The sequence below is a fragment of the Microbulbifer mixtoriginis (SeqCode) genome (assembly GCF_052467705.1).
In genome coordinates, this window is the sequence record NZ_CP174322.1 from 2,191,599 (window position 1) to 2,208,897 (window position 17,299).

Here is a 17,299-nt window from a genome sequence, read left to right on the forward strand (position 1 = left end):
TAGAAGCCTATAAATCGGCTTCTGCTTTGCCTATATTGTTTCCAGTGAAACTATTTGTGCCGCATGAAATTAAAGGCCAAGTGAATCCCGCAAGACTCTTCATGATCAAAACCAAGCGTTGGTCTGATTATATTAGCCGCTACTTCTAAAAGCCTTTTTTGGCTTAATTTTCCACCAATTCTTGTTAAGGGTTTGGCCATTAGCCTGATGGAAGTGTCGCCAATAACTCCTCAAAGAACGCACTGGAATGGTTGTGTTGGTTTTGAGCTCGTGGTACCTGATGTATTTAATGCCGAGAAGCACAGTAAATAATTTTTTTGTTAGATGTTTAATGTAACAAAAGGTCAACAACTTAAAGATATAATGTCAATTTTAAAGGTTTAGGTTGTTCATGTGGCTATTGGGAGTGGCGAGATACTTTAGAGATAAACCCCATTAATAATGGAAATAATTTGCACATTAATAACTGATTTGCGGAATTCAAGGTGTCACTAAAAAATAGTTTCCCTTTGCTGCTCACCAATAAAATTATTTTTCTGCTGAATGTCCTGTTCAATAATAATCAAAAGTCAACATAAAAAAAATTTAGGAAATTATGACTTTCCTGAACTGCATGAGCTGGAATGAAAACTTCATCACAGGATTTCAAGATAATGCTTGTCATTATGGAGAGCTCACTTTATAAAATGATCGTGCCATCTAGGTAGCTCCAGTTTCTTTTTTGGGGGGAAGTCGGGAGCTATAGAATAATTTTTAAAAAAAATATTTGGACTAATGATGTTCTCGCTTGCCGACCTGTTCGATAGGGTTATTAGTGGCTTCTGGAGTGGAAGCCTTGAAAATCTGACTGGGGAAAACTTATCAAATCAATGCTGTGAGAGGGCTCTGTCTCTTTTGCAGTTGGCCGATACTCCGTTGGTCCATGGAGACAGGCTGGTAATCAGAGCGCAAAACGATATTCCTACAGTGGCAACAATGTTGGCGGCCTGGCACCTCGGTTTGGTGGTGGTTCCCGTCAAGGGTGATGCCTCACAATCCGCAGTGAGTGCAATAGCAAGCGACTGCAATGCCAAGGCCATTGTGGAAGATGAAAAAGTTATTTCGCTGGCTACTTATCGATCGCAGCAGCGATTATTTGAACTCAGCACACCTGTCAGGGTGACAGGTGTTGACCTGGCCCTCATTATCTATACCTCGGGAAGTACCGGTAAGCCAAAGGGCATAATGCTCACCCACCAGAATGTGCTTACTTCTCTGGATTCACTCTCGCAGTATCTTCGCTTGGCTGAGACGGATCGCATACTCTGCCTTTCACCATTGTCATTTGATTACGGTTTATACCAGGTGTTGTTTGCCCTCAAAACGGGGTGCTCAACAATTCTTTACGATAAAACGTTCAACCCTCTTCATGCTTTGAAAGTAATATCTGATCAGAAAATTTCAGTGTTACCCATTGTTCCGGCGATGGGGGCTGCCTTGGCGAAAATTTTGACACTGGTAAAACCTGATCTTTCTGTACTTCGCGCTTTAACCAATACTGGTGGGCACCTACCTGAGTATGTCATTCGCACTTGGAAAGAATATTGTCCGGCGCTCGATGTTTTCTCAATGTATGGTCTCACTGAGTGTAAAAGGGCCCTTTATCTGGAACCGGAACTTTGGGAGCAGAAGATGGGGTCTGTGGGTAAGCCTATTCCCGGCCTAGATGCTCGAATTTTTCTGATGGATGCCGGTACCAACGCCTATAGAGAGGCCGAGGCCAATGAAATTGGTGAGCTTTTCGTGCGTGGCTCCGGAGTTATGCAGGCATATTACGATCCCTGTGCTCAAGGGGGGGCACAAATCTTTAATGGTCTGTACCGGGATGATAACTGGCTTGCTACTGGCGATTTATTTAGTCGGGACCAGGAGGGTTTCTATTACTTCAGGGGGCGCTCCAAGGATCTGATCAAGCAAGCAGGTTTTTGCCTTTTCCCCAAAGATTTGGAAGCCGTAATTGATACATGCCCGTTGGTACACCTCAGTGTAGTGCTCGGTTCTTTAGATAAGTTTCAAAATGAGGTTGCGGTTTGTGTAGTTGAACTGCAGGAAAACACGCCCGAAAATCAACAGCAGCTCAAAGTGTGGTTGAAAGAGAATCTGGATGCTGATTACACTCCGAGGGAAGTGCGATTTGTTGAATCAATCGACCTAACAGCAAACGGCAAAATAGATAAGAAAAAACTTGAACAAGAGCTTCAAGCATGAGTTTTCTCAGTTGGAAATACTGAGATTATTTGGTCGGCGGGCAGCGTACTAGCTTATTAACAAATAATATTTTAGACCGGTAAGTCGTAAATACGGCTGAAATATTTGTGCCCTATATAAGAATGAATTTAAATTTATCCTGGTGATTTCATGAAAGCTTCATTGGAAAAGCTCGTTGCCCAGCTGAGCCAGCAAAGGCAACACTTTTCAACACCGTGCTATGTCTACTCCCTAAAAGATATTGCCGATAACTACCAAAAACTGAAAGGCCGCCTGGGAACATCTCTCATATATTCCCTAAAGGCGAATAGCTGCCTTGATCTTGTCGTACGTAGTGGTCATGTTTTTGAAGATGGAGTTGAAATTGCCTCTGTGGGGGAGTTGAATCTTCTCCCTCGAGGTGAAAGCCCTCGCTATATCAATAACCCTTCCGCAGATAAAAGTTTCCTCAGAGCGGCAATTGCAAGTAAGTGCACACTGGTGATCGATAATCTATCCCAGTTAGAAATCGTTAAGGAGTTTCAGGGGAAGCGTCCGATTAATCCGCTGATACTTCGTTTGAACCCCAGCACCTTGGATCAATTTGAGAAGGCTCCGGTAACCACGAGAAGAGACCACTTTGGCTTTGGTTGGAGTGATGTTGAAACGGCCTTGGCATTCTGTAAAAAACATGAGTTGAAAGTTGCTGGATTCCATGTGTTCCGAGGATCCTATAATTTCGCAAAGCTCGCTTTTAATACTGCGCAAGCAGCTTTGCAAATAGTTGAGAAATTTGAGAGGGAGCTCGGCTATGCCATTGATTTAGTTAACCTTGGCGGTGGCTTTGATCTGAATTGGGAAAGTATTGATTTTAATTTTGAACAATATAGGGAGTTACTTGGTGAATTTCCCTCTCACATAAAAATCGCCCACGAAAGTGGGCGTGCTCTGGTTGCCAGTGCGGGATATTTTGTAACTCAGATTCGCTACGTGAAATCGATAGAAGGGCAGCAGTATGGAATCTGTGATGGCGGCATGGCGCAGAACTTTCTTTTAGCGAAAACGGAAAGTACTTTTAAACGCTTCAGTCAGCCACTGATATTGCGTGGCGATGAAATATTGGAATTTGAGAGCAGTACAGAGAGCTGTTTGCTGGTAGGTACTTCCTGTAACAAGGAAGATGTGATCGGTGAAATAAAAGGCGGGCCTGTACAGCCTGGCGACCTGGCTGTTTTCAGTAATTGCGGAGCCTATAACGCGAGCTATACCGTTGCTCCATTCCTGAGTTTACCTTCTGCTAAATCCTACCTCATGGAGTAACTTATGGACCTGCAATCTATTGCCGGCAGCTTTGTAATCAATCAGCTTTCTTCCATTTCTCCAGTGCCAGCTTCACTGCAAGGGCTTCTTGAGGAGGCCTGTGTGCGTCTGTTCGACGCTTCAATGATCATTGAAGACCCTCTGACAGAGCCTGCCCCTCTTCGAGAGCCATCGGTCAAGCAGCCACTAGAACAATTTGAACAAACTTTTGTTATTGATCAAATTATTGACAAGGTGCGCGATGAGGGGTTGGCCCACCATTTCCATGAAATGATAGGACTGTTTGGTTCCATCATGATGAGTCTGACGGCGACTGAAGATCAGCTGGCTCAAGTGAATAACTGGGTGGAGCAGGGGATTTTTGGTCACTTCTTGATGACAGACCCCGGTGGCCCAAGCCTGCAGAGCTGGAAGACTGAGATACAGGATGATGATGGTGTTTTGCAGCTTAATATCAATAAAATTCATGGTATAGAGGCACAAAAGCTAGGGTTTGCCATGGTTGTTGCCAAACAGGCAGCAAGGCCATTCCCAGTTACATTGATGCTGCCTCCTGAACTCTGTGCTGAATTGAAGCAGTCATCTGTTGGTGAGCCCTTCCTGGATGGCAAGCTGCAACTGGGGAACTGCCGTGGTCGTGTCCCAGTTACTAAAGAGATGCTGCTTAGCAAAGGTGGTCTAGGGAGTGTTAATCGCTTCCTGACACTTGTGCGTCCCCGTTTTGTGAAGTCTCTGATGCACTTTGTGCTTTGGTTACGAGATCAAGGGGAGGTTGAGTTGTCTGTTGCGGATCAGGAGATTGTCGAGTATCTGATTTATCTCTGTAATGAGCAAACCTCGGCCACCATCTTCTCAATGCATAGTGTGAATAGAGTGCTGGCAACAAAATTTGCCAGTAACGAATTACTTTTGCACTTGGTATCTTCGGGTAAGGTACAAAGCAAAACTCGCCAGCGGGATTTGCTGGCGTTTACCAAGATGGAAGGAAGTTCCTACCGCTGCTTTTTCGAGATTTATAGTAAGGCGAAAGGGCATCGGCTATGAGCTTATACCTGAAGTCAGCGGCATTTACCCCCATAGAAAATATTACTTTTGCAGAGAGTGGAGGCTTGCAAGAAGCCTTCGCACAAATCGGTGAAATTATATCTGAACAGAGTGCTCGTGTAACAGAGGTTATTCCAGAGGAGGTAAGGGCTGAGATTAACCGACACTTTCTTTGTTCAACCATGATTGAGCTACCTTTTACGACTGGGGCCGTTAATACGGACGATTTAAACTCTCTGAAAAATCGACCAAGTATTCCTGTGACCAGTTTTGTGAACACTTATGAGTGTGCATCCTGGGGTTACAGCCTGCGCTATTACTTGCGACAAAATCCCGCTGTACGTTATGTGCTAGTCAGTATTCTGGATGCCAATGTGCTGGATTTAAGCTTTTGGCAGAGTAATGAAAATTGGGGCAAGAGCGGCTTTGGTTTATGCACATTGCTCTTGGAAGTCGACTCATTCAGAGTGGAAGATATTGCAGCCGGTTGTGCGGTTACCTATAACACAACACCAGAGTTTGCAACAATTATCAGAAAGATGGCCAGTGCTGGGAAGGATCTAACTTTATCTTTGCCATTTTTCCCAGAAAACATACGACAAATATTTACCCGTTTACTCAGTAGTTTCCAGCAGCTTCCCGATCTTCATGAAAGGTGGGGGCACTGTTTTGGAAGTGATCCCTGGTTAAACATTATTAGCCACGGAGTTGAGGGTAGATTCCAAGAGGAAGAGAAGCTATTGGTATGTTCTATTGCTCTCAATGGCTATTACTGTACGGCTGAAGTTAGGGTTGACCAGGGTAGCACTTTTTACTTGGCGGAGGCGGTATGAGTAAAGTGATAGAGCTTTCCAGTAGGTTACTGCGCAATCCCTATCCGCAAACCCCTAAACTCTGCGCAGCCCAGACATTGCCCTTGAAAGGTGAATCTGATTTTCTAGCAATTTCTCAGTTACCGGTGGGTACAACTCCAGTACTTTTAAGCTTTGCTGAGCACTATCAACTCTTGGTTGAGCTATTGGAGTGCTTGGATCAATCTGGGGTTCTGATCGAAACAATCTTGATGAGAATGCAGATGCCTGCTGGTGGAAGAATGCCAAAAGTATTTCTACATGAGCGCGTCTTAATGTTGCAGGATATTCAGGCTGAGGAATATATCTTACAAAGGGAGGGCAAACCGTATCTGGTTATTGAGGATAACTTGGTACGACACCCTCTGGAAGCAGGCAATAATAGTATTCACATCAGGATATCTGCTACAGAGAACTGTGAAAAATTAGTTTCTTTATACTCTGAAAAATTATTGGAATTAGGTTTTGGTGCCATTGAAATAATGGCCAGGGAAGGAACCGCATAAAATGTATATAAGAAGCCTCTGGGTTGATCATAAAGGGGAAACAGAGCAACTGTTGAACTCCCTAAACCATTACCTTTCGGGATTGGATTATATCCCAGAGCTTGTATATATCGTTTCAGCCGGCGAGGCTAATGTGTTACTGGAGCGGCCGGTTGTTGAGTTTCTAGTTCAGCTGGAAGAGGCTGGGCATAACATTCAATTTGTAGGTAGTGCATGTACCAGTTTTCATGCTGCGCTTTTAAGTTATTCCAAACGTCATGAAGAAGACGCCCTAGTTATAAATTTAGAGCTGGGTAAAGAGCGGCAGCAGGAATGCCTGGATGCCCTGGGTATAGGAATAAAGCCTGGGCAGGACGGTTTGGATGTGATTACAGGAGTGGCAGTTTCCTGGTTATGTAGGCATTACCACGAACGGAGTTTATGCCAAATTTCCAGTTGTGATATTTTATCGCAAGCGCCATCACTCAATGGGGCGCCTGAGCTGGTGCAAAACCTCAAGAAATTAATGGCGACTGATCTGGACAATTCCTGCCGTGTAGTGTCCTTTGATATTCAATCTCGCTGGGCGAAAGGATTGCTGAAAGGCTTTTCTCATGAGGATAAAACTCATTGGCTGCCTAGTGTTGAGCTTGATGGGCTTCACTATCTTAGTATTAAGCCTCTTGCGGAGATTGATAAATATTGTTTGAGAGACGAAATTGAAGGTCTCTGGATAATCACTCTTGGTGGCGGTGGTAGGGCTGGTTGCCTCCGGGTACACAGAACCCCACAAGCAAATGGACAGCTGCTTTCCCGTCTGGTGAACACAGAGACCGTTTCTCTTGAAGAGGCTTATCAGGGTTTTAATGCAGCACAAAGTCTCGAAGATGCATACGGCCAGGATCACCTTCCTCATGTTCGCGGTGCCATGATATATCCCCAGAAAAAATACCGGGGAAGACATAATCAAATATTTCACTGGGTGCTGGGTTCCGGCAGCTGGCGGTCACTCTTGGAAAATCAAGGAGCCAAACATGGGTAGAAATATCTATAAGTCTGATTTGCGGGAATTTAAATTTCTTATTGAAGACCAGTTTCATCAGGCCAAAACACTATTTGAGCACCCACGCTATAGTGATTGCTCTGCTGAAATCGTAGATGATGTTCTGCAGCGTGCGAAAAAATTTGCTACCGAGGTATTGGGACCAGGTTATCAAGAGGCTGATGAACAAAGTTGCCACTTGGTTGATGGCAAGGTACAGCTGCCTTCCTCTTTTCCGGAGATGTGGAGTCGTTTTAAAGAGGAATGGGGAGACTTATCTTCTAGCAGTGGCGGTCAGGTAACCGATCTTCCGCCCTTTATAATGCAAATGCTGTTAGAAATGTTTATGGGGGCCAACCCCAGCTTTATGACCTATGGTGGTTTTTGTTTGCCATCTTCTACCCTGGTAGAAAAATATGGTTCAGAAATTCAAAAAGCACTATTTAAAGACAAATTGGCTACTTCTGAGTGGACTTCTTGCCTTTGTTTGACTGAGCCACAGGCTGGCAGTGATGTTTCCCTGGTCGATACCAAGGCCGCCCGGCAAGCAGACGGTACCTATTTACTCACCGGTGAAAAGTACCTAATCAGTGCTGGTATGCACGACCTAACAGATAATACCTTGTACTTTGTGATGGGTAGAGGGGAGAAGAGTGGCTCGGGAACCTATGGCTTGTCTTGCTTTATCGTACCCAAATACTGGGTTGAAGAAGATGGCAGCCTAGGAGAGTTTAATCATGTTGAATGTATCTCCCTTGCTGACAAAATGGGTTTTAAAGGTTGTGCCAATACTCACCTTACCTTCGGCAAGAATGGCCAATGCCGTGCATATTTACTAGGTGATCGGGAAAATGTTGGATTATTGCAGTTCTTGACCCTGATGAATCAGGCAAGAATTAGCACAGGGGTTTATGCCCTGGGAATGGCTTCCTCGGCTTACTACAACGCTCTAGCCTATGCCAGTAAACGCATTCAGGGTAAACGTTTTCATGAAAGCTTCAGCGCTACGGCCAGTAGGGTCAATATTGTTGAGCATGTAGATGTGCAGCGCATGTTACTGGAAATGAAATCCAAGGTTGAGGGCTGCAGGGCCTTGATCGCCAAGCTGACCCTATCTGAAAGCTTACTCAAGACATTCGAGGGGGATGAGGCTAAGAAAACTGAGGCTACCTATCATCAGGGGCTGGTAAACCTGCTGACTCCCGTGGTGAAAGCCTATATCAGTGATCAGGCATGGCGCATTTGTGAACTGGCCATTCAGACCTGTGGTGGCCAGGGTTACCTGAAAGAATTGGGTATTGAGCAGTATGCTCGGGATATCAAGGTACTCGCCATTTGGGAAGGAACTAATTATATCCAGAGCCAGGATCTTATCCGAGATAAGTTAGGGCTGGGCAACTCCAGCAAGCTGTTTCAAATTTATATGAGTGAGTTTGAATCATTTATTAATAGAGCGGGTGATTTCCCCAATTTCAAAACCGAATTTAGCCGCCTTCAAGAATCCTTTGAGCACTTGGAGACTGTCCTGAAAACCGTACATGTGTGGGTCAGGACCAAAGAGATGTTCAAAATTCCGGCTTACAGTACTCGTATTCTGCACATGATGGGGGACATTACTCTTGCCTGGTTGTTGCTAGAAGCTGCCTGTAGTGCATCAAGTCGCCTGAGTAAAGGAGAGGGGGATAAAGCTTTCTACGAGTCGAAGGTCACTAGCGCTAAATTCTTTATCAGGAATGAATTACCCAGAACCAAGATGGTGATGGACATTATTCAGGATCATGATTCATTTTGTCAGGTTGACTCTCCCGTATGGGATTCTCTTCTCACTGGGGTGGAATCGCTGTGATGAATGCTTTCGATCAAATACAAAAAGAATATGACGTTGTCATCATTGGTGGTGGCTGGGCAGGGTTGACTCTGGCTCGGCAAATTAGACGCGGTGGCCAGGATGTTTCAATTTTGGTTGTAGAAGCCAGTGATAGTTTCCGTGCAAAAGTGGGGGAAGCTACTGTTGAGATGACCGGCCATTACTTTATGAAGCAGTTGGGCTTGGTTAATTATCTCTATAGGAACCACCTTCCGAAAAACGGTTTGCGCTTTTTCTTTGATAAACCTGATCACAGCTTGTCTCTAACCGAAATGAGTGAGCACGGAACTACTAGTATTCCGCCTCATCCAGCTTTCCAGCTGGACAGAGCTCGCTTGGAGGCGGACCTGGTTGAAATGAACCGGGAAGATGATATTCAAGTTCTGATGGGTGTGAAAGCCAAGGGCCTCAGCATTGAGTCTGACGATAACCGTCATTCTGTTCAGCTGTCTGTGGCTGATTGCAACACTGAGATTGCAGCCCGCTGGTTGGTGGATTGTAGTGGGCGCAATCGCTTTGCAAAGAAACATAAAAAGTTAACACGCCAGGAGAATGTACCCGAGCACTTCTCTTCCTGGGGACGCTTCAAGAATATCCGGGATATTGACTCCATGGGAGATGAATCTTGGAGAAAACGGGCTTTTGGCCGTTTCTTATCTACCAATCATTTTTCCGGAGATGGCTATTGGGTGTGGTTTATTCCACTGAGTGGTGGCTACACCAGTGTCGGAATTGTCGGTGAAAAGGATAAGTTTGAAAAACCACCCACCAAGCGTGAAAGCTTCCTGGAATTCCTGATGAATTATCAGGCAATTTCAGAATTGTTAGATGGCGCTGAGCTGGTGGATTTTGAAGCTTGGGGGCAGCTTGCCTATCGTGCGGATGAATTTATTTTCCCCGATCGTTGGGCCACCTCTGGTTTTGCCTCTATGTTTCTTGATCCCCTGTTCAGTGGTGGTGGCGATATGATCGCTTTATTTAATGATCATATCTGTAAATATATCCTGATGGATCTCGCTGAACCTGATAGAGACAAAGCCCAGAATATACTGAATCAGGAGCTAGCCATTGCGAATCAGACCGTAAAAGAGTTTTATCAAGGCCTCTATGCTCATGTGGCCAATGTATACCCGGTTATTGATTCTGCTGAGCTCTGCTCACCTCTGTTGGCATACAACACTGCTGCTTATTTTCTTGAAATCGCCTGGGACTATATGTCAGGCAGCTACCTGGATCAGGAGTACTGGCAGCGTAAAAGTTACCTGCGCCGAGGTTATATGGCATTGGAGCTTATATTGCAGAGGCAGTTGATAGATACCGCGAAAGTTCTTAAATCGGAAGATCGTTATTATCGTAGGAATGATGAAGGATTTTTTGAGTCTGGAGCGGATCATTACAAGTATTTTGTCTACCTGATGGGCACTGCTGGTCGGGATGGTTGGCGCATTGATTTAAGGGTAAAGCTGTGGGTTGAGATATTTCTCAAGGTGATTGAGGCCAAATTAGATTTCCCTGGGCTAGCTAACAAAATGGTAGTTCAGCAAAGTATATTGTTGCCGGATTTATTGGGGAGGCCCAATTTAAGCACTGCCGACAAGGGGTGGTTGCTGGAGAAAATTTCTGAAAAATTCTCAGAAATACTCTCAGATGAGGCGGAGCGCCCTGTTCAAGTTAGAGTGACGGAAGACTCTTTCCATACGGAAGCGCTGGAAATTAAGGATTCTTCGGGAGAGCTAACTATAGATGAGCTTGACAAGCTCGCTAAAAAAGCCAAATCGCTCTGGTCTCAAAATCAGGAATACATTGCGATGCCAGGTATGGTACCGGTTTTCTTGGCGTTTGCACGTAGCCAACCCGACAGCATTATGGATTCTGTAATTGATCAGAGAAAAGCTATGGGAATGGATCAACAAGCCTCAGAAAGTCCTGTAGTGGAGGCGGTGTGATTCAAGAGTTTTTCAAAGCGCGTGATAGTAAGAATCTGGCATTTCGCTGGCTGCCAGCAGAAGATACAGAGACCGCGCTCATATGTATGCACGGCAGCACTTTTAGCAGTCAGTGGTATTTAATGTTTGGGCGAATGCTACACAAACAGGGAATGTCCATTTGCTTACCGGATTGGCGAGGGCATGGGAAAAGTGAGGGGCGTCCTGGAGATCTGGATTATCCGAACCAATTACAGGATGATCTGCAGGATCTGATAGCGCACCTCAAGGAGAGAGGAGTTCGCCGTTTTGTACTCGGTGGGCATAGCGCCGGCTCTCTTGCCTCTCTGAGATACCTCGGAATATATGGTACCAAGGACATCGTGGGTTTTTTTGCTATAGCACCACCGCTAACCCAGGCAGAAGAAACTCGAAAGTATGATATTGCCACTTCAGGACTTGAGTACTTTATCCGCTATTTTCGTAAACGGCGACACAGCAGACCAATGGCGGGCCCAGAGCAGCAAAATTTGCCCAAAATAAATCTTTGGAAATATTGGCTGGCGATGCTTATTCCTGCATTCAGGCGGATGCCTGTTTTAAGCTTCCCTCCAGTAGGTTCAGCTGCTGGTAATCAGGGTAGGGTACTTGATTGTAGCTTCAACTTACTTAGTGCTTACACTATTAAGAGATATACCGATCTATTCGCCAGTATTGATATCCCGTGTCATATCACCGTGGGCCAGTACGATGAAGTAGTCGATGCACATACCTTATATACGGTAATGAATTGGTATATCTCACCTAAAGTAGAATCCTATTTAACTGAGATTCCGAATGCTACCCATATGTCAGCTATCTCAGCTTCGGCTAAACCGATCTCCAGCTGGCTCGATAAGGTGGTAGAGAGGCGATTGGAGGCTGCTTTGTGAAACAAATGGTTTATGATATTTCTGGGGTAAAGCCTGTAACACTAGCAGTGGGTGCGGAGTTCTCTGTGTTGGACTTATACCCCGATAAATATAAAAAATTATTGAGCACATCAGAGGTTAAGCATAAGGGTGTTATCCAGAGAAGTGATCGCAATTGCTTTCACATTAAAGTTGCAGATTTGTTCAATTTGCCCCTGTATTACTTTACCCTGAATGAGCAACTGTTCATCAGTGCGAAATTGTCCTCATTTTTGGCCGTAGGTGCAGATAAAGTCGATCTGAACTATTTGGTTGAGCTTGAATATTTCGGTTTTCCTACTGAAAGAAAAAGCCTGCTGGAAAATGTCAGAATGATTTTTCCGGGTGATGAGGTGACGATCACAGCTGAGTCATTAATCTGGCTGGATGATACTCTTGCTACAGAACCTAATTTGAAGGCTGCTTTGGTAAAGCCTCAAAGCAGAGGGGAGGCCTTATACAATCTTCTCCCCATGGTGGCTTCACAATTATTTACACCTTTCGATCATGTGTTCTTTGCTCAAGTGTTTGAGCAAGTAGAAGCTTGTGAAGAGCTTTTGTGCGAAATTAGTAAAAATAGCCTGCCGCGAAAATTTGGGTTTAATCGTCAAAGGTCAGATATCTTTAAAGCGGCGCACAAGTCCAGAAAGGTTGAAGGTATTGATCTGAAAAACTATGTTAGAGAGATTAATGATCAGCTTGAATTGAGCTGGGAAGCTTCTGGTAAGGAACAGGATAGGGATGTCTACCTGGCAGAGTATTTGTATCATCCTTTTATTCTTTTTCATCTGAATATTCTGGCTGCAGAGTTAGGTAAGGAGGTCAGGCTTGTCGACGAGAGTAATTTGAAAGAAAAGGGTGGCCTGAATCAAATTTTCTCTTTGGATGACAGCCCTATAGTTAATGTTTATGAGTCTTTTCAGAGGGTGTTTTTTTACGGAAACCGATGGCTTTCACGCATCTGGTTTTTTATACCCCCTATGATTAGCGCCAAGATTATTAAGCGGCAACAGAAATACTCTGAAGGTGAGCAGCATGTATGTATATATGCTTTGACCCTAGATTATTTGTTGCGATTCTATCCCTTGAAAGTTGGTAATGTAACTGGAGATTAGGTATGTCTACAGCAGTCGTAGAGAGCAAAGTACAGGAACTCTGTGAGCAGATCGCTCTTATGCTGAATGTTGATTCTGTTGATGCGGATACCCCTATTGCTGAGTTGGGTGTGGATTCACTCAATATTGTTGAAGTGATATTGATTTGTGAACAGCTTTATCCTGGTGTGATGAGCCCAGAAAATCTGGTTTTTGATGAGCACACTACCCTAAAGGAAATGGATACACAGTTGCTCGAAAATTCAGCTGAGATTTAAATCTTTTTTAGGGGGTAGCCCATGTTTAAGAAAATGCTAACAATATTAATAAGTAGTCTTCTGATTGGTAACATTATTGCCTGGTTTTCAGGGGCTGCTCCCATTGACTTCAAAAAGATAGACTATAGCAAAACTGAATTTGAACAATTGGAGTTTCTGACAGCTGAGCTGGATCAGAATCAATCTGACCCTGAATTAATGTTGCAACTTGGGCAGCTGTACAGCTACCACAATGAAATAGATAGAGCGGATAATTTACTGGCTACCGCCTACCAACAAGATCCTGAAAATATGCTGATTAAAGCAGCCTATTTTTCCAATGAAGGTAAGTTGGCTGGTGCCATGTTCGATCCGGCCATGGGGTTATATAAACTTTATCGTCTGCGTCAAGCGATGAATCAAGTGGATGAAGCGGCGCTACAAGCTAGCTCTGACTTTAATGTGCGACTGGTTCGGCTGCTCACTTTTTCTTTTGTTGGTGAAGTTAGCGGTCACTTTGACAGAGTGTTTGAAGATGAAGACTGGTTCATAGCTCTGATAGAAAAAGATAAAGATGCTTTACCTGGGGAAGTCAAACAACTTGTGTATCTGGCTCTCGCTAATGCCTACAGGATTAAAGGGTTGGATAATAGTAATGAACTTAATATAGCTCTGGATTATTACCAGAAAGCAGAAAGTTTGGCTGAATGTCCTTCTACCATGCTGGATGCCTGTGAGCAGTTGAGTCAAATGGTTATTACTTTGGGCGAAGCCTAATGTTGGTTGAATTGCGCAATGTATCTAAACGCTATGCCATGGGTGATATCTGGGTAGACGCCCTAAAAGATATCACTCTTTCCTTGGGAAAAGGCGAATTTCTCGCTGTGAAGGGGCCTAGCGGTAGTGGTAAGAGTACTTTGCTTAATATTTTGTCGGCTCTTGATCAGTGCGATTCCGGCACTGTTCAGGTTGGCGGTGTCAATATCGGTAAATTGGGAGAGCACAAGCGTTCAAAATTCCGAAACCGGCACATTGGCATTGTATTTCAGTCCTTTAATTTGATACCAGTGCTTACTGCCCTGGAAAATGTGATGTATCCACTGACTCTCAGGGGAGTGAAGGATGCCAAAGCAAGGGCTCTGCAGGCACTGAAAGATGTAGGCCTTGAAAAGCAGGCTGGGCAAAGACCAACCCAGTTATCGGGGGGGCAGATGCAGCGGGTAGCTATAGCCAGGGCGATTGTCACACGGCCTGATATTGTATTAGCAGATGAGCCTACGGCAAATCTGGACTCGAAAACCTCAGAAACGATCATGGCGCTGATACAGAAGTTGAATAGAGAGCAGGGCATAACCTTTGTTATTTCAACACATGACGATTATGTAACTAGCCTGGCATCCAGAGTGATTACTATTTTAGATGGAGAGTTAGTGAGTGATCGCCTTAGTGGTGACGTTCTGGCCAATGGGTATGATAAATCCAGTATTACAAGTTCGGGGGTTGAGGTATGAAAATACTTAGCACACAGGATTTTCTGAAGGTACTTACAGTTTTCTTTTTTCTGTTTGTCAGCCTTCCAAAGGTGATTGCTAAGGAGTACACACCCCCTTCAGAGATCCCCTCTTCTAACCTCGAGAGAGTTCGCCTGGTTGAAGATTTAAATGAAGAATCCACACCAGAACAAAAGAAAATTGCGTATTTGGCCGAATTGGCATTGCTGACTTCCTCAGGGGATACACGAGTTGAACAAGTGGAATCCCTGGAACAAAAAATGACCAAATTGAAGAGCACGCTGAACAATGATCCAGAGTTGAGTGCCGCTCTAGGATCGGCAATTTCCTTTCGATCTAGTTTCTATCTCGATCAATTAGCAAAGCTATCCTTATTTTCAAGGCGGGGAAATCGCATGATGGATAGGGCAGTAAAGCAGGCTCCTTTCAATCTTGGGGCAAGATTGCAGAGGGGCATCAGCTGCGCAAATATGCCGGCCTTCTTGAAACGGGCCCGCTATGCAGTAGAAGACCTGGAGTTAGTTCAACAAAAAATTGGTGGTAAGTACGGTGATGAGTTCCAGGCATTTGTCGACTACTACCTTGCACAGGCCTATGAACGTAATGATCAGGCAGATAAAGCCAGAGAACTCTGGACAAGGTTGACAGCTTCAGAAACCGAATGGGCGAAAAAATCTCGCCTGGCCCTGGAGAAACTTTAGTTATGACTCTGGGTTGGAAGGTAGCGCTGTTAAATATTCTTAGAAACGGTCGACGCAGTATAATCACCCTTGCGGCGGTTATTTTTGGCTGTACCAGCTTGATTGTGTTCGGTGGTTTTGTTCAGTCCATGTACGATGGCATGCGTGAAAGCATGATTCGATCGCAGCTAGGGCATATCCAGATTTATGCCGATGGCTACAACCAATATGGTAAAGCCGAGCCAGAAAAGTACCTGATTCCCTCTGCCAGCTTAGAGCAGATTACCCAGCTAATTGAAGAGAAGAGCCAGGCTTTGGTTGTTGCACCGCGACTGAATTTTAATGGTCTTCTGAGTGATGGGAAGCAGTCAATTGCAATATCGGGTATTGGTATCGATGCTGAAAAAGAGGTACTACTTTCCTCTGCAATCCATATTGTAGAAGGTGAAGATCTATTTCCTGAGGATGTTGCTGCTGCGCATTTGGGAGAGGGGTTGTTCAACTCCCTGGACGCTCAGGTAGGGGACTACCTAACATTGCTTGCAAGCACCCAGGATGGAGCAATAAATGCGGTAGATATTCAGATAGCCGGTGTGGTGACCACTGGCGTGAAGGAATTGGATGATCGCTTACTCAGAGTCAATTTGCCACTTGCGCAGGAATTACTTTATACCTCGGATCTAACCCGGCTGGTTGTATTGCTTGAAGAAACTGAACAAACCGATCTAGCTGTAGACACCTTGCGTAAGGCATTTAAGCAACAGAATCTAGGGCTGGAATTAAGAAGCTGGTGGGACTTGGCGGCTTATTATCATCAGGTTGTTGGCCTATTTAATGGAGTGTTTGGTTTTATCACCGTAATTGTCCTGGTGATTGTAGCTCTAAGCATATCCAATACCATGTTGATGGCTGTGATGGAGCGCACCCGAGAGATCGGGACGATTCGAGCCATGGGCGGGACACCTACGCAGGTAGTCGGCTTAATTCTTTTAGAATCTGTTTTTTTAGGTATTATCGGTAGCGTCTTAGGATTGCTTATCGGAATTCTTGCGGCAAAGGGCATTACTTATGCCGAATGGATGATGCCGCGGCCGCCGGGCAGTACTCAGGATTACCCGATAAGGGTATTTGTGGTTAATGAGATTCTTATCAAAACCTTTGCCTTGGGTTTTTTGGTCTCCTTAATTTCTAGTGTTTATCCAGCAGTAAAAGCTTCCAGAATACCGGTAGTGAATGCGTTGAGATTCACTTGACGGTAATGCAATAGGTTTATAGGTGTAGGGTAAAAAGATGAAAAGAAGCCGTTTTATTTTTTTTGTTGGGTTTTTATTCTCCCTAGTCGTGCCAGCAGTGGCTGAGGTAACGGCTGAATCCCTGGTGAATCGATTAGATGAAGTTAGGGGGTATAAGGATCAAGGATTTGTTTTTAATATTACTAATATAAGCTATAAGAAAGATAAAGAACCTCGAACTAATACGCTTAGTGTTAAAGTGTTTAACGATAAGTCTTTGATTCACTTTGAATCTCCCGCCCGTGAAAAGGGGAGGGCCATGTTAAAGGAAGGTAACAATATGTGGCTCTATATTCCCGGAACTCGCCGAGTTATTCGTATTGCACCGTCTCAGCGACTGATCGGGGAAACCAGTAATGGAGATGTCGTTGGGACTAATTTCTCCAGAGACTATCGTGCAGAAATTATTGGAGAAGAAACCCTCGAAGGGCAGGGTTATTGGTTGCTAGAGTTAACTTCAGTGGCTTCCGGTGTGGCTTATGCAAAAGTGAAAGTGTGGATGGGAAAGTCAGAAGGAAACCAACCCTTTAAGAGCGAATTCTATTCCCGGTCAGATCGCCTACTGAAAACAGCTTTTTACAAAGAATATAAAACCTTTGGCGATGAATTGAAATTACATAAGCTCCTTCTCGTGGATGCCCTGTTGCAGGAAAACTATACCTGGATGAAATTCGATGATTACCGTCTCAAGGAATTGGATCAGGCTATTTTCCAGAAGGCCTCATTGGGTAAACTGAATTAATATAGAAAGACCA

At 44.5% G+C, this 17,299-nt stretch carries 16 protein-coding genes; all 16 read left to right on the top strand.

Annotated elements, in window-relative coordinates; genetic code table 11:
- Positions 1–777 precede the first annotated feature (777 nt).
- The 16 genes from ACJJIB_RS09835 (at position 778) to ACJJIB_RS09910 (ending at position 17,286) form a co-directional block, all read left to right on the top strand.
- Positions 778–2,247: a class I adenylate-forming enzyme family protein gene (locus tag ACJJIB_RS09835; protein WP_444888731.1), complete on the top strand. Its 1,470-nt coding sequence runs from the start codon at positions 778–780 to the stop codon at positions 2,245–2,247.
- 150 nt (positions 2,248–2,397) lie between these two features.
- Positions 2,398–3,546, top strand: coding sequence for a type III PLP-dependent enzyme domain-containing protein (locus tag ACJJIB_RS09840; RefSeq protein ID WP_444888732.1), 1,149 nt, complete (start codon positions 2,398–2,400; stop codon positions 3,544–3,546).
- Between the two features lie 3 nt (positions 3,547–3,549).
- Complete coding sequence (locus tag ACJJIB_RS09845) at positions 3,550–4,590, top strand: hypothetical protein (RefSeq protein WP_444888733.1); 1,041 nt, start codon at positions 3,550–3,552, stop codon at positions 4,588–4,590.
- Complete coding sequence (locus ACJJIB_RS09850; protein WP_444888734.1) at positions 4,587–5,423, top strand: hypothetical protein; 837 nt, start codon at positions 4,587–4,589, stop codon at positions 5,421–5,423. Before ACJJIB_RS09845 ends, ACJJIB_RS09850 begins: the two co-directional genes overlap by 4 nt.
- Positions 5,420–5,947 carry a hypothetical protein gene (locus ACJJIB_RS09855; RefSeq protein ID WP_444888735.1) on the top strand — a complete coding sequence of 176 codons (528 nt, stop codon included), beginning with the start codon at positions 5,420–5,422 and terminating at the stop codon, positions 5,945–5,947. The genes ACJJIB_RS09850 and ACJJIB_RS09855 overlap by 4 nt, the downstream gene beginning before the upstream one ends.
- Before the next feature lies 1 nt (position 5,948).
- Positions 5,949–6,968 carry a hypothetical protein gene (locus tag ACJJIB_RS09860; protein ID WP_252085538.1) on the top strand — a complete coding sequence of 340 codons (1,020 nt, stop codon included), beginning with the start codon at positions 5,949–5,951 and terminating at the stop codon, positions 6,966–6,968.
- On the top strand, positions 6,961–8,814 hold the full coding sequence (locus ACJJIB_RS09865; RefSeq protein WP_444888736.1) for an acyl-CoA dehydrogenase family protein: 1,854 nt from the start codon (positions 6,961–6,963) through the stop codon (positions 8,812–8,814). Before ACJJIB_RS09860 ends, ACJJIB_RS09865 begins: the two co-directional genes overlap by 8 nt.
- Positions 8,814–10,781 carry an NAD(P)/FAD-dependent oxidoreductase gene (locus tag ACJJIB_RS09870; protein WP_444888737.1) on the top strand — a complete coding sequence of 656 codons (1,968 nt, stop codon included), beginning with the start codon at positions 8,814–8,816 and terminating at the stop codon, positions 10,779–10,781. Before ACJJIB_RS09865 ends, ACJJIB_RS09870 begins: the two co-directional genes overlap by 1 nt.
- On the top strand, positions 10,778–11,692 hold the full coding sequence (locus ACJJIB_RS09875) for an alpha/beta hydrolase (protein WP_252085541.1): 915 nt from the start codon (positions 10,778–10,780) through the stop codon (positions 11,690–11,692). The genes ACJJIB_RS09870 and ACJJIB_RS09875 overlap by 4 nt, the downstream gene beginning before the upstream one ends.
- Entirely contained in the window at positions 11,689–12,825 is a 1,137-nt protein-coding gene (locus ACJJIB_RS09880) for a hypothetical protein (protein ID WP_444888738.1), read from the top strand. The genes ACJJIB_RS09875 and ACJJIB_RS09880 overlap by 4 nt, the downstream gene beginning before the upstream one ends.
- A gap of 2 nt (positions 12,826–12,827) precedes the next feature.
- The gene (locus ACJJIB_RS09885) at positions 12,828–13,082 is read left to right on the top strand and encodes an acyl carrier protein (protein WP_252085543.1); all 255 of its coding nucleotides are present in this window, start codon (positions 12,828–12,830) and stop codon (positions 13,080–13,082) included.
- A gap of 21 nt (positions 13,083–13,103) precedes the next feature.
- Positions 13,104–13,838, top strand: a complete 735-nt coding sequence (locus ACJJIB_RS09890; RefSeq protein WP_444888739.1) for a tetratricopeptide repeat protein — start codon at positions 13,104–13,106, stop codon at positions 13,836–13,838.
- Entirely contained in the window at positions 13,838–14,572 is a 735-nt protein-coding gene (locus ACJJIB_RS09895; RefSeq protein WP_444888740.1) for an ABC transporter ATP-binding protein, read from the top strand. The genes ACJJIB_RS09890 and ACJJIB_RS09895 overlap by 1 nt, the downstream gene beginning before the upstream one ends.
- A complete protein-coding gene (locus ACJJIB_RS09900) occupies positions 14,569–15,273 on the top strand; it encodes a hypothetical protein (RefSeq protein ID WP_444888741.1) in 705 nt (234 codons plus the stop codon). The genes ACJJIB_RS09895 and ACJJIB_RS09900 overlap by 4 nt, the downstream gene beginning before the upstream one ends.
- Entirely contained in the window at positions 15,234–16,505 is a 1,272-nt protein-coding gene (locus ACJJIB_RS09905; RefSeq protein ID WP_444888742.1) for an ABC transporter permease, read from the top strand. Before ACJJIB_RS09900 ends, ACJJIB_RS09905 begins: the two co-directional genes overlap by 40 nt.
- 37 nt (positions 16,506–16,542) lie before the next feature.
- Positions 16,543–17,286, top strand: coding sequence for an outer membrane lipoprotein-sorting protein (locus ACJJIB_RS09910; RefSeq protein WP_444888743.1), 744 nt, complete (start codon positions 16,543–16,545; stop codon positions 17,284–17,286).
- The last annotated feature ends 13 nt before the right edge of the window (positions 17,287–17,299 follow it).

Coding starts and splice junctions, on each gene's coding strand:
- ACJJIB_RS09860 (WP_252085538.1), top strand. CDS start 5,949: ATGTATATAAGAAGCCTCTGGGTTGATCATAAAGGGGAAACAGAGCAA.
- ACJJIB_RS09910 (WP_444888743.1), top strand. CDS start 16,543: ATGAAAAGAAGCCGTTTTATTTTTTTTGTTGGGTTTTTATTCTCCCTA.
- ACJJIB_RS09870 (WP_444888737.1), top strand. CDS start 8,814: ATGAATGCTTTCGATCAAATACAAAAAGAATATGACGTTGTCATCATT.
- ACJJIB_RS09900 (WP_444888741.1), top strand. CDS start 14,569: ATGAAAATACTTAGCACACAGGATTTTCTGAAGGTACTTACAGTTTTC.
- ACJJIB_RS09835 (WP_444888731.1), top strand. CDS start 778: ATGTTCTCGCTTGCCGACCTGTTCGATAGGGTTATTAGTGGCTTCTGG.
- ACJJIB_RS09895 (WP_444888740.1), top strand. CDS start 13,838: ATGTTGGTTGAATTGCGCAATGTATCTAAACGCTATGCCATGGGTGAT.
- ACJJIB_RS09905 (WP_444888742.1), top strand. CDS start 15,234: ATGGGCGAAAAAATCTCGCCTGGCCCTGGAGAAACTTTAGTTATGACT.
- ACJJIB_RS09865 (WP_444888736.1), top strand. CDS start 6,961: ATGGGTAGAAATATCTATAAGTCTGATTTGCGGGAATTTAAATTTCTT.
- ACJJIB_RS09890 (WP_444888739.1), top strand. CDS start 13,104: ATGTTTAAGAAAATGCTAACAATATTAATAAGTAGTCTTCTGATTGGT.
- ACJJIB_RS09885 (WP_252085543.1), top strand. CDS start 12,828: ATGTCTACAGCAGTCGTAGAGAGCAAAGTACAGGAACTCTGTGAGCAG.
- ACJJIB_RS09855 (WP_444888735.1), top strand. CDS start 5,420: ATGAGTAAAGTGATAGAGCTTTCCAGTAGGTTACTGCGCAATCCCTAT.
- ACJJIB_RS09840 (WP_444888732.1), top strand. CDS start 2,398: ATGAAAGCTTCATTGGAAAAGCTCGTTGCCCAGCTGAGCCAGCAAAGG.
- ACJJIB_RS09850 (WP_444888734.1), top strand. CDS start 4,587: ATGAGCTTATACCTGAAGTCAGCGGCATTTACCCCCATAGAAAATATT.
- ACJJIB_RS09845 (WP_444888733.1), top strand. CDS start 3,550: ATGGACCTGCAATCTATTGCCGGCAGCTTTGTAATCAATCAGCTTTCT.